We start from the raw sequence: 12,928 nt of genomic DNA, 5'->3' as shown, positions 1-12,928 counted from the left end.
CAAAACGACATCCGGCCTCGGCTGGATGAAACGGTAGAAACCAGGAGTAAACCCGTGGCAATTAAACTCGAAGACAAGAAGGCCATCGTCGCTGAAGTCAACGAGGCTGCCAAAGTCGCTCTGTCCGCTGTCGTGGCTGATGCCCGTGGTGTGACTGTAGGCGCAATGACCGGACTCCGTAAAGAGGCCCGCGAAGCTGGCGTTTACGTACGTGTCGTACGTAACACCCTGCTCAAGCGCGCTGTTGAAGGCACCGAGTACTCGATCCTCAACGACGCGTTCAAAGGCCCGACCCTGATCGCCTTCTCCAATGAACATCCGGGCGCTGCTGCTCGTCTGTTCAAAGAGTTCGCCAAGGGTCAGGACAAGTTCGAGATCAAGGCAGCTGCGTTCGACGGCAAGTTCCTTGCCGCTAACCAGATCGACGTGCTGGCAACTCTGCCAACTCGCGACGAGGCTATCGCACAGCTGATGAGCGTAATCCAAGGTGCAACCAGCAAGCTGGCTCGTACCCTGGCTGCTCTGCGCGACCAGAAAGAAGCTGCTGCTGCCTAAGGCCGCGTAGCTTATTTCGAAATCAAACGTTTAATTTGATGGCCGCGTAGGCTGTCACCCCAATACAGGAATTCATAGTCATGTCTCTGACTAACGAGCAAATCATCGAAGCGATCGGCCAGAAAACCGTTCTGGAAATTGTTGAACTGATCAAAGCGATGGAAGAAACCTTCGGCGTTACCGCTGCTGCCGCCGTTGCTGCTGCCCCTGCTGGTGGCGCTGCTGCCGCTGCTGAAGAGCAGACCGAGTTCAACGTCGTTCTGGCCGAAGCTGGCGACAAGAAGGTCAACGTGATCAAGGCAGTTCGTGAACTGACCGGTCTGGGCCTGAAAGAAGCCAAAGAGAAAGTAGACGGCGCTCCTGCTGTCATCGCTGAAGGCGTTTCGAAAGAAGCCGCTGAAGACGCGAAGAAGAAGCTGGAAGAAGCAGGCGCTAAAGTCGAGCTGAAGTAATTTCGACTTTGCGACTCCAGCCCAAGCGTTGAGCGAAAGGCTGACGGCTGGTGGCTTATGCCACCGGCCTTTTTCCGTTATTGGTGGCCGATCAGGTCGGCCCCGATAACGAGCTGTAAAACACCCAAGAGGGTGTGCAAACCATGGGGTTTGCAGATTTTCTGGCTGCTTCCGCTCGGAAGGAGCCAAACAAGCAGGTGACCAAGCTGGGGAACGCTGATGGCTTACTCATACACTGAGAAAAAACGTATCCGCAAGGACTTTAGCAAGTTGCCGGACGTCATGGATGTGCCTTACCTCCTGGCCATCCAGCTGGATTCGTATCGCGAATTCCTGCAGGCGGGAGCATCCAAGGATCAGTTCCGCGACGTCGGCCTGCACGCGGCCTTCAAATCGGTATTCCCGATCATCAGCTACTCCGGCAATGCTGCCCTGGAGTACGTCGGCTATCGCCTGGGCGAGCCGGCTTTCGATGTGAAGGAATGTGTCCTGCGCGGTGTGACATTCGCTGTTCCGCTGCGTGTGAAGGTGCGCCTGATCATCTTCGACAAGGAATCGTCGAACAAAGCGATCAAGGACATCAAAGAGCAAGAAGTCTACATGGGTGAAATCCCCCTGATGACTGAGAACGGTACCTTCGTTATCAACGGTACCGAGCGTGTAATCGTTTCCCAGCTGCACCGTTCGCCAGGTGTGTTCTTCGACCACGATCGTGGCAAGACCCACAGCTCCGGCAAACTGCTGTACTCCGCCCGTATCATTCCTTACCGCGGTTCCTGGCTGGACTTCGAGTTCGATCCGAAGGACTGCGTGTTCGTTCGTATCGACCGTCGCCGCAAGCTGCCGGCCTCGGTACTGCTGCGAGCGCTGGGCTACAGCACCGAAGAAATCCTCAACACCTTCTACACCACCAACGTGTTCCACGTTTCCGGCGAAAAACTCAGCCTGGAACTGGTGCCTCAGCGTCTGCGTGGTGAAGTCGCGGTCATGGATATCCATGACGGCAGCGGAAAGATCATCGTTGAGCAAGGCCGTCGTATCACCGCGCGCCATATCAACCAGCTCGAAAAAGCCGGCGTCAAGCAGCTGGACGTTCCAATGGAGTACGTCCTGGGCCGCACCACTGCCAAGGCCATCGTGCATCCGGCCACCGGCGAGATCCTTGCCGAATGCAACACCGAGCTGACCACTGAGCTGCTGATCAAGGTCGCCAAGGCTCAGGTTGTACGCATCGAGACGCTGTACACCAACGACATCGATTGTGGTCCGTTCATCTCGGATACTCTGAAGATCGACACCACCAGCAACCAGCTGGAAGCCTTGGTGGAAATCTACCGCATGATGCGTCCAGGTGAGCCGCCAACCAAGGATGCCGCCGAGACCCTGTTCAACAACCTGTTCTTCAGCGCCGAGCGTTACGATCTGTCCGCTGTTGGCCGCATGAAGTTCAACCGCCGTATCGGTCGTACCGAGATCGAAGGTTCGGGCGTGCTGAGCAAGGAAGATATCGTCGACGTCCTCAAGACCTTGGTCGATATCCGTAACGGCAAAGGCATCGTTGACGACATCGACCACCTGGGTAACCGTCGTGTCCGTTGCGTTGGCGAGATGGCCGAGAACCAGTTCCGTGTCGGCCTGGTGCGCGTCGAGCGCGCGGTCAAGGAACGTCTGTCGATGGCGGAAAGCGAAGGCTTGATGCCGCAGGACCTGATCAACGCCAAGCCGGTCGCGGCGGCGGTGAAGGAGTTCTTCGGTTCCAGCCAGCTCTCGCAGTTCATGGACCAGAACAACCCACTCTCCGAGATCACCCACAAGCGCCGTGTCTCCGCGCTCGGCCCAGGTGGTCTGACCCGTGAGCGTGCAGGCTTCGAAGTCCGTGACGTACACCCGACTCACTACGGCCGTGTGTGCCCGATCGAGACCCCTGAAGGTCCGAACATCGGTCTGATCAACTCCCTGGCGGCCTATGCCCGCACCAATCAGTACGGCTTCCTGGAAAGCCCGTACCGCGTGGTGAAAGAAGGCGTGGTCACCGACGAAATCGTGTTCCTGTCTGCCATCGAAGAGGCCGATCACGTGATCGCCCAGGCTTCCGCTGCGATGAACGAGCAGAAGCAACTGGTCGATGAGCTGGTCGCCGTACGTCACCTGAACGAATTCACCGTCAAGGCGCCGGAAGACGTCACCCTGATGGACGTTTCGCCGAAGCAGGTTGTTTCCGTCGCTGCCTCGCTGATTCCGTTCCTCGAGCACGACGACGCCAACCGTGCATTGATGGGTTCGAACATGCAGCGTCAGGCTGTTCCGACCCTGCGCGCCGACAAGCCGCTGGTAGGTACCGGCATGGAGCGCAACGTTGCTCGTGACTCCGGCGTCTGCGTCGTTGCTCGTCGCGGTGGTGTGATCGACTCGGTCGACGCCAGCCGTATCGTCGTGCGTGTAGCCGATGACGAAGTAGAAACCGGCGAAGCAGGTGTGGATATCTACAACCTGACCAAGTACACCCGTTCGAACCAGAACACCTGCATCAACCAGCGTCCGCTGGTGAGCAAAGGTGATGTGGTCGCGCGTGGCGACATCATGGCCGACGGCCCGTCCACCGACATGGGTGAGCTGGCGTTGGGTCAGAACATGCGCATCGCGTTCATGGCGTGGAACGGCTTCAACTTCGAAGACTCCATCTGCCTGTCCGAGCGTGTGGTTCAGGAAGACCGCTTCACCACTATCCACATCCAGGAACTGACCTGTGTGGCGCGTGACACCAAGCTTGGCCCAGAGGAAATCACTGCGGACATCCCGAACGTGGGTGAGGCTGCGCTGAACAAGCTGGACGAAGCCGGTATCGTCTATGTGGGTGCTGAAGTCGGCGCTGGCGACATTCTGGTCGGTAAGGTCACTCCGAAAGGCGAGACCCAGCTGACTCCAGAAGAAAAGCTGCTGCGTGCGATCTTCGGTGAGAAGGCCAGCGACGTAAAAGACACCTCCCTGCGCGTGCCGACCGGCACCAAAGGTACTGTCATCGACGTCCAGGTCTTCACCCGTGACGGCGTTGAGCGCGACAGCCGCGCCCTGGCCATCGAGAAGATGCAACTGGACGAGATCCGCAAGGACCTCAACGAAGAGTTCCGCATCGTCGAGGGCGCGACCTTCGAGCGTCTGCGTGCAGCCCTGAACGGCCAGGTGGTCGATGGTGGCGCGGGCCTGAAGAAAGGCACCGTGATCACTGACGACGTACTGAACGGTCTGGAGCACGGCCAGTGGTTCAAGCTGCGCATGGCCGAAGATGCTCTGAACGAGCAGTTGGAAAAGGCTCAGCAGTACATCGTCGATCGCCGTCGTCTGCTGGACGACAAGTTCGAAGACAAGAAGCGCAAGCTGCAGCAGGGCGATGACCTGGCACCGGGCGTGCTGAAGATCGTCAAGGTCTACCTGGCTATCCGTCGCCGCATCCAGCCGGGCGACAAGATGGCAGGCCGTCACGGTAACAAGGGTGTGGTCTCCGTGATCATGCCGGTCGAAGACATGCCGCACGACGCCAACGGTACTCCAGTCGACGTCGTTCTGAACCCGCTGGGTGTACCTTCGCGTATGAACGTCGGTCAGATCCTTGAAACCCACCTGGGCCTCGCGGCCAAGGGCCTGGGCGAGAAGATCGATCGCATGCTCGAAGAGCAGCGCAAAGCCGCTGAGCTGCGCAGCTTCCTGACCGAGGTCTACAACGAGATCGGTGGTCGTCAGGAAAACCTGGACGAGTTCTCGGACGAAGAGATCATCGCGCTGGCCAACAACCTGAAGAAAGGCGTGCCGATGGCTACGCCGGTCTTCGACGGTGCCAAGGAGCGTGAAATCAAGGCCATGCTGAAGCTGGCCGACATGCCTGAGAGCGGCCAGATGGTCCTGTTCGATGGCCGTACCGGCAACAAGTTCGAGCGTCCTGTGACCGTTGGTTACATGTACATGCTCAAGCTGAACCACTTGGTGGACGACAAGATGCACGCGCGTTCCACTGGTTCGTACAGCCTGGTTACCCAGCAGCCGCTGGGTGGTAAGGCGCAGTTCGGTGGTCAGCGTTTCGGGGAGATGGAAGTGTGGGCGCTGGAAGCATACGGCGCGGCATACACCCTGCAAGAAATGCTCACAGTGAAGTCGGACGACGTGAACGGCCGTACCAAGATGTACAAGAACATCGTGGATGGCGATCACCGTATGGAGCCGGGCATGCCCGAGTCCTTCAACGTGTTGATCAAAGAGATCCGTTCGCTCGGTATCGATATCGATCTGGAAACCGAATAACACGTGACGCGAAGGGGAGCGGGGCAGGTATTGCCCGCTTCCTGCTCCGCCAGGAGGAAAGGCCTTGAAAGACCTACTGAATTTGCTGAAAAACCAGGGTCAAGTCGAAGAGTTCGACGCCATCCGCATCGGTCTGGCGTCGCCTGAAATGATCCGTTCGTGGTCGTTCGGTGAAGTTAAGAAGCCGGAAACCATCAACTACCGTACGTTCAAACCTGAGCGTGACGGCCTGTTCTGCGCCAAGATCTTTGGCCCAGTCAAGGATTACGAGTGCCTGTGCGGAAAGTACAAGCGCCTCAAGCATCGCGGCGTCATCTGCGAGAAGTGCGGCGTTGAAGTCGCTCTGGCCAAGGTTCGTCGTGAGCGCATGGCGCACATCGAGCTGGCCTCGCCGGTTGCCCACATCTGGTTCCTGAAGTCGCTGCCGTCCCGTATCGGCCTGCTGATGGACATGACCCTGCGTGACATCGAGCGCGTGCTCTATTTCGAGAGCTACGTCGTTATCGATCCGGGCATGACCACCCTCGAGAAGGGTCAGCTGCTCAACGATGAGCAGTACTTCGAAGCACTGGAAGAGTTCGGTGACGACTTCGACGCCCGTATGGGTGCCGAGGCTGTTCGCGAGCTGCTGCACGCTATCGACCTGGAGCACGAAATTGGTCGCCTGCGCGAAGAGATTCCGCAGACCAACTCGGAAACCAAGATCAAGAAGCTGTCCAAGCGCCTGAAGCTGATGGAAGCTTTCCAGGGCTCGGGCAACCTGCCTGAGTGGATGGTCCTGACCGTTCTGCCGGTTCTGCCGCCGGATCTGCGTCCGCTGGTTCCGCTCGATGGCGGTCGCTTCGCGACTTCCGACCTGAACGACCTGTACCGCCGGGTGATCAACCGTAACAACCGTCTGAAGCGCCTGCTCGATCTGTCGGCGCCGGACATTATCGTGCGCAACGAAAAGCGCATGCTGCAGGAAGCGGTCGACGCCCTGCTGGACAACGGCCGCCGCGGTCGCGCCATCACTGGCTCGAACAAGCGTCCGCTGAAGTCCCTGGCTGACATGATCAAAGGTAAGCAAGGTCGCTTCCGTCAGAACCTGCTCGGTAAGCGCGTGGACTACTCCGGTCGTTCCGTAATTACCGTAGGTCCGACCCTGCGCCTGCACCAGTGCGGTCTGCCGAAGAAGATGGCGCTGGAGCTGTTCAAGCCGTTCATTTTCGGCAAGCTGGAAATGCGCGGTCTGGCGACCACCATCAAAGCTGCCAAGAAGATGGTCGAGCGCGAGCTGCCGGAGGTGTGGGACGTCCTCGCCGAGGTGATCCGCGAACACCCCGTACTGCTCAACCGTGCACCGACCCTCCACCGTCTGGGTATCCAGGCGTTCGAGCCGGTGCTGATCGAAGGCAAGGCTATTCAGCTGCACCCGCTGGTGTGTGCTGCGTACAACGCCGACTTCGACGGTGACCAGATGGCCGTTCACGTGCCGCTGACGCTGGAAGCCCAGCTGGAAGCGCGCGCGCTGATGATGTCGACCAACAACATCCTGTCGCCTGCCAACGGTGAGCCGATCATCGTGCCGTCCCAGGACGTGGTTCTGGGTCTGTACTACATGACCCGTGAAGCCATCAACGCCAAAGGTGAAGGCCGTGTGTTCGCCGACCTGCAGGAAGTCGACCGCGTATTCCGCGCCGGCGAAGCTGCGCTGCACGCCAAGATCAAGGTCCGTATCAACGAGACCGTGAAAGAGCGTGACGGCAGCATCGTCAAGAACACCCGTATCGTCGACACTACCGTCGGCCGTGCGCTGTTGTTCCAGGTAGTGCCAGCTGGTCTGCCGTTCGACGTCGTCAACCAGTCGATGAAGAAAAAGGCGATTTCCAAGCTGATCAACCAGTGCTATCGCGTGGTGGGTCTGAAGGAAACCGTCATCTTTGCCGACCAGCTGATGTACACCGGTTTTGCCTACTCGACCATTTCCGGCGTTTCCATCGGTGTTAACGACTTCGTTATCCCAGATGAGAAGGCGCGCATCATCGGTACCGCTACCGATGAAGTGAAGGAAATCGAGAGCCAGTACGCCTCCGGCCTGGTAACCCAGGGCGAGAAGTACAACAAGGTCATCGACTTGTGGTCCAAGGCGAACGACGAAGTGTCCAAGGCGATGATGGCCAACCTCTCGAAAGAGAAGGTCATCGATCGTGATGGCAACGAAGTCGAGCAAGAGTCCTTCAACTCGATGTACATGATGGCTGACTCCGGTGCGCGGGGTTCCGCTGCCCAGATCCGTCAGCTGGCCGGTATGCGTGGCCTGATGGCCAAGCCGGACGGCTCCATCATCGAGACGCCGATCACCGCGAACTTCCGTGAAGGTCTGAGCGTACTGCAGTACTTCATCTCGACCCACGGTGCTCGTAAAGGTCTGGCGGATACCGCATTGAAGACCGCGAACTCCGGTTACCTGACCCGTCGTCTGGTTGACGTGGCACAGGATCTGGTCGTGACCGAAATCGACTGCGGCACTGATCAGGGTCTGCTGATGACCCCGCACATCGAAGGCGGTGACGTTGTAGAGCCGCTGGGTGAGCGTGTACTGGGTCGTGTCATCGCCCGTGACGTGTTCAAGCCAGGCACCGAGGACGTCATCGTTCCGGCCGGTACCCTGGTCGACGAGAAGTGGGTCGAGTTCATCGAGCTGAACAGCATCGACGAAGTGGTCGTGCGTTCCCCGATCAGCTGCGAAACCCGCTACGGCATCTGCGCCAAGTGCTACGGTCGTGACCTGGCTCGTGGTCACCAGGTGAACATCGGTGAAGCTGTCGGCGTTATCGCTGCCCAGTCGATCGGTGAGCCGGGTACCCAGCTGACCATGCGTACGTTCCACATCGGTGGTGCTGCAAGCCGTACCTCGGCTGCCGACAGCGTCCAGGTGAAGAACGGCGGTATGGTTCGTCTGCACAACCTCAAGCAGGTCGAGCGTGCCGATGGCAACCTGGTTGCCGTTTCGCGTTCCGGCGAGCTGGCCATCGCCGACGAATTCGGTCGCGAGCGTGAGCGCTACAAGCTGCCTTACGGTGCGGTGATTTCGGTCAAGGAAGGTGAGAAGGTCGAAGCTGGCGCCATCGTCGCCAAGTGGGACCCGCACACCCACCCGATCGTTACCGAACTCAAAGGTACCGTGACCTTCGTGGGCATGGAGGAAGGCATCACCATCAAGCGTCAGACCGACGAGCTGACCGGCCTGACCAACATCGAAGTGATGGACGTCAAGGATCGCCCTGCCGCAGGTAAGGAAATCCGTCCAGCGATCAAGATGGTCGACGCTGCTGGCAAGGATCTGTACCTGCCGGGTACCGACGTTCCAGCCCAGTACTTCCTGCCGGCCAACGCCCTCGTCGGTGTGGCTGACGGTGCACAGATCGGTGTAGGTGACGTTATCGCGCGTATTCCGCAAGAAACGTCCAAGACCCGAGACATCACCGGTGGTCTGCCGCGCGTTGCCGATCTGTTCGAAGCGCGTCGTCCGAAAGAAGCCTCGATCTTGGCTGAAGTCAGCGGCACCATCGCGTTCGGTAAGGAAACCAAGGGCAAGCGTCGCTTGGTCATCACGCCGACCGATGGCAGCGAGCCGTACGAAGAGCTGATTCCGAAGTGGCGCCACTTGAACGTCTTCGAAGGCGAACAGGTAAACCGCGGCGAAGTTATCTCCGACGGTCCGAGCGATCCGCACGACATCCTGCGTCTGCTGGGTGTAAGCGCGCTGGCCAAGTACATCGTCAACGAGATTCAGGATGTTTACCGCCTGCAGGGCGTGAAGATCAACGACAAGCACATCGAGACCATCCTGCGTCAGATGCTGCGTAAAGTTGAGATCACCGAATCCGGCGATTCCAGCTTCATCAAGGGCGACCAGATGGAACTGACTCAGGTGCTGGTCGAGAACGAGCGTCTCGCCGCCGAAGATAAGTTCGTCTCGAAGTTCTCGCGTGTACTGCTGGGTATCACCAAGGCCTCGCTGTCGACCGAGTCGTTCATTTCCGCGGCTTCCTTCCAGGAAACCACGCGCGTCCTGACCGAAGCGGCCGTCACCGGCAAGCGCGACTACCTGCGCGGCCTGAAAGAGAACGTGGTCGTGGGTCGTCTGATCCCGGCAGGTACCGGTCTGGCCTACCACAGCGAGCGCAAGCGCCGCCGTGATGCCGACAAGCCGCTGCGTGTAAGTGCCAGTGAGGTGGAAGCCGCACTGACCGAAGCGCTGAACTCCAGCGGTAACTAAGAACAGGGCTAGGCCCCGGTTCATCCTCCACGTCATTGGCGACATGAATTGTTGCCGATGACCGGGCGGGGAGGGCCGGGGCCTCGTCTTGACTGGGTGCAAGATCCTCTTTAGACTTTTGTACCCTTAAATTTGGTGAGGCTCCGTCTCGCCAATTTTTGGCTTTCTTGCAAGACAATAGCGTCGCAAGACAATCAGTGGAGCTAGTAGATGGCAACTATCAACCAGCTGGTACGTCAGCCGCGTAAGCGTACCGTCGAGAAATCCGACGTACCTGCGCTGCAGAACTGCCCGCAGCGTCGTGGCGTGTGCACCCGTGTGTACACCACCACGCCGAAAAAACCTAACTCGGCACTGCGTAAAGTATGCCGTGTGCGTCTGACCAACGGTTTCGAGGTTTCCTCGTACATCGGTGGTGAAGGCCACAACCTGCAAGAGCACAGCGTCGTTCTGATCCGTGGCGGCCGTGTAAAAGACTTGCCAGGTGTTCGTTACCACACCGTTCGCGGCTCTCTGGATACTTCGGGCGTTAAAGGCCGTAACCAGGGTCGTTCGAAGTACGGTACCAAGCGTCCGAAGTAATCGGCCGTTTGCAGACATCCATTTTTTGAGTCGATAAGAGTAAGGTCGGGCAGGGGTCGAAGACCCGCGTCCCGGGCTAACCTGAAGACCGTTTGAGGGCTTATCATGCCAAGACGTCGTGTAGCAGCAAAACGTGAGATCCTGGACGATCCGAAGTACGGATCCCAGATTCTCGCCAAGTTCATGAACCACGTGATGGAAAGCGGCAAGAAGGCCGTAGCCGAGCGCATCGTTTACGGTGCCCTGGATACCGTCAAAGCACGCAAGAACAGCGACCCCCTGGAAATCTTCGAGAAAGCTCTCGACGCCATCGCTCCGCTGGTCGAAGTAAAGTCCCGCCGTGTAGGCGGTGCCACTTACCAGGTTCCGGTTGAAGTTCGTCCGTCCCGTCGTAATGCTCTGGCAATGCGCTGGCTCGTAGACTACGCCCGCAAGCGTGGCGAGAAGTCCATGGCTCTGCGCCTGGCCGGTGAACTGCTGGATGCTGCTGAAGGCAAGGGTGCTGCAGTCAAGAAGCGTGAAGACGTGCACCGTATGGCCGAGGCCAACAAGGCGTTCTCGCACTACCGCTTCTAATTCAAGCATCAATCTTTTTGCGAGGGCTTTATGGCTCGTACTACAGCAATTAACCGCTACCGTAACATCGGTATCTGCGCGCACGTTGACGCGGGCAAGACTACCACTACCGAGCGGATCCTGTTCTACACAGGTCTGAGCCACAAGATGGGCGAGGTGCATGATGGCGCCGCGACCACCGACTGGATGGTGCAGGAGCAGGAGCGCGGTATCACCATTACCTCCGCTGCCGTTACCACCTTCTGGAAAGGCTCCCGTGGTCAGTACGACAACTACCGCGTAAACGTCATCGATACCCCCGGCCACGTTGACTTCACCATTGAAGTTGAGCGTTCGCTGCGCGTACTCGACGGCGCGGTCGTCGTATTCTGCGGTACCTCTGGCGTTGAGCCGCAGTCCGAAACCGTATGGCGTCAGGCCAACAAATACGGCGTTCCACGTGTTGTTTACGTGAACAAGATGGACCGTGCTGGTGCCAACTTCCTGCGCGTTGTCGGCCAGATCAAGAACCGTCTGGGTCACACCCCGGTTCCAATCCAGCTGGCTATCGGTTCGGAAGACAACTTCCAGGGTCAGGTTGACCTGATCAAGATGAAGGCCATCTACTGGAACGATGACGACAAGGGCACCACCTATCGCGAGGAAGAAATTCCTGCCGATATGCTGGAGCTGGCTGAAGAGTGGCGCGCCAATATGGTCGAGTCCGCTGCTGAAGCCAACGAAGAGCTGATGAACAAGTACCTTGAAGAAGGTGACCTGTCTGTCGAAGAGATCAAGGCCGGTCTGCGCGCCCGTACTCTGGCGAGCGAAATCGTTCCTGCCGTCTGCGGCTCCTCGTTCAAGAACAAGGGCGTTCCCCTGGTTCTCGATGCCGTGATCGACTTCCTGCCTGCTCCGACCGAGATTCCTGCGATCAAGGGTATCCACCCTGATCTGGCTGATACGCCGAAGGAAGAGATCACCGAAGAGCAGCAGGACGAGCGTCATGCCGACGACAACGAGCCGTTCTCGGCTCTGGCGTTCAAGATCGCTACCGACCCGTTCGTTGGTACCCTGACCTTCGTTCGCGTCTACTCGGGCGTTCTGACCTCTGGTGACTCGGTCATCAACTCGGTCAAAGGCAAGAAAGAGCGCGTTGGTCGTATGGTGCAGATGCACGCCAACCAGCGTGAAGAGATCAAGGAAGTTCGCGCTGGCGACATCGCGGCCCTGATCGGCATGAAAGACGTTACCACTGGTGAAACCCTGTGCGACGCCGACAAGCCAATCATCCTTGAGCGCATGGACTTCCCTGAGCCTGTAATCTCGCTCTCCGTTGAGCCGAAGACCAAGCAGGATCAGGAGAAGATGGGTATCGCTCTGGGCAAGCTGGCTCAGGAAGACCCGTCGTTCCGCGTCAAGACCGACGAAGAGACTGGTCAGACCATCATCTCCGGTATGGGTGAGCTGCACCTGGACATCATCGTTGACCGCATGAAGCGTGAATTCAACGTTGAAGCCAACATCGGCAAGCCGCAGGTTTCTTACCGCGAGAAGATCACCAAGTCCGGTGTCGAGATCGAAGGCAAGTTCGTTCGTCAGTCCGGTGGCCGTGGTCAGTTCGGTCATTGCTGGATCCGCTTCTCCGAGCCGGACCAGGATGCCAACGGCAACATCACTGAAGGCCTGGTCTTCACCAACGAAGTCGTTGGCGGTGTTGTTCCGAAGGAATACATCCCTGCGATCCAGAAGGGTATCGAAGAGCAGATGAAGAACGGCGTCGTTGCCGGCTATCCTCTGATCGGCCTGAAGGCTACCGTGTTCGACGGTTCGTACCACGACGTCGACTCCAACGAGATGGCGTTCAAGATCGCGGCCTCCATGGCGACCAAGCAGCTGGCTCAGAAGGGCGGCGGTGTTGTGCTTGAACCGATCATGAAGGTTGAGGTAGTAACCCCTGAGGATTACATGGGTGACGTGATGGGTGACCTGAACCGTCGTCGTGGTCTGATCCAGGGTATGGATGACTCGGTCTCCGGCAAGGTTATCCGTGCAGAAGTCCCGCTGGGAGAAATGTTCGGTTATGCAACCGACGTCCGTTCCATGTCTCAGGGTCGCGCAAGCTACTCCATGGAATTCTCCAAGTACTCCGAAGCTCCGTCGAACATCGTCGAAGCACTCGTTAAAAAACAAGGCTAATCCAGCCCTTTAGGCAAGAGGTTCACTG

General features: G+C 58.4%; 7 protein-coding genes. All 7 read left to right on the top strand.

The window, feature by feature from the left end; translation table 11 throughout:
* Positions 1 to 54 precede the first annotated feature (54 nt).
* On the top strand, positions 55 to 555 hold the full coding sequence (gene rplJ, locus AB1N67_RS22270) for a 50S ribosomal protein L10 (protein ID WP_043215352.1): 501 nt from the start codon (positions 55 to 57) through the stop codon (positions 553 to 555).
* A gap of 80 nt (positions 556 to 635) precedes the next feature.
* Entirely contained in the window at positions 636 to 1,007 is a 372-nt protein-coding gene (rplL, locus tag AB1N67_RS22265) for a 50S ribosomal protein L7/L12 (RefSeq protein WP_043215349.1), read from the top strand.
* A gap of 219 nt (positions 1,008 to 1,226) precedes the next feature.
* A complete protein-coding gene (gene rpoB / locus AB1N67_RS22260; RefSeq protein ID WP_043215345.1) occupies positions 1,227 to 5,300 on the top strand; it encodes a DNA-directed RNA polymerase subunit beta in 4,074 nt (1,357 codons plus the stop codon).
* A 64-nt stretch (positions 5,301 to 5,364) separates the two neighbouring features.
* Positions 5,365 to 9,564 carry a DNA-directed RNA polymerase subunit beta' gene (gene rpoC / locus AB1N67_RS22255; protein ID WP_043215343.1) on the top strand — a complete coding sequence of 1,400 codons (4,200 nt, stop codon included), beginning with the start codon at positions 5,365 to 5,367 and terminating at the stop codon, positions 9,562 to 9,564.
* A gap of 210 nt (positions 9,565 to 9,774) precedes the next feature.
* Positions 9,775 to 10,146 carry a 30S ribosomal protein S12 gene (gene rpsL / locus AB1N67_RS22250; protein WP_003257088.1) on the top strand — a complete coding sequence of 124 codons (372 nt, stop codon included), beginning with the start codon at positions 9,775 to 9,777 and terminating at the stop codon, positions 10,144 to 10,146.
* 105 nt (positions 10,147 to 10,251) lie between these two features.
* Complete coding sequence (rpsG, locus tag AB1N67_RS22245; protein ID WP_003246741.1) at positions 10,252 to 10,722, top strand: 30S ribosomal protein S7; 471 nt, start codon at positions 10,252 to 10,254, stop codon at positions 10,720 to 10,722.
* 30 nt (positions 10,723 to 10,752) lie between these two features.
* A complete protein-coding gene (gene fusA / locus AB1N67_RS22240) occupies positions 10,753 to 12,900 on the top strand; it encodes an elongation factor G (RefSeq protein ID WP_043215341.1) in 2,148 nt (715 codons plus the stop codon).
* Positions 12,901 to 12,928 lie beyond the last annotated feature (28 nt).

Source organism: Pseudomonas guariconensis, from assembly GCF_040822035.1.
GTDB classification, from domain to species: domain Bacteria; phylum Pseudomonadota; class Gammaproteobacteria; order Pseudomonadales; family Pseudomonadaceae; genus Aquipseudomonas; species Aquipseudomonas guariconensis.
Note: the sequence above shows the minus strand (reverse complement) of the source record. Positions and strands in the feature narration are given on the sequence as shown.

What these genes read in the sequence shown, in the direction of transcription:
- rplL (WP_043215349.1), top strand. Translation starts at nt 636, where the DNA reads ATGTCTCTGACTAACGAGCAAATCATCGAAGCGATCGGCCAGAAAACC.
- rpoB (WP_043215345.1), top strand. Translation starts at nt 1,227, where the DNA reads ATGGCTTACTCATACACTGAGAAAAAACGTATCCGCAAGGACTTTAGC.
- rpsL (WP_003257088.1), top strand. Translation starts at nt 9,775, where the DNA reads ATGGCAACTATCAACCAGCTGGTACGTCAGCCGCGTAAGCGTACCGTC.
- rpsG (WP_003246741.1), top strand. Translation starts at nt 10,252, where the DNA reads ATGCCAAGACGTCGTGTAGCAGCAAAACGTGAGATCCTGGACGATCCG.
- fusA (WP_043215341.1), top strand. Translation starts at nt 10,753, where the DNA reads ATGGCTCGTACTACAGCAATTAACCGCTACCGTAACATCGGTATCTGC.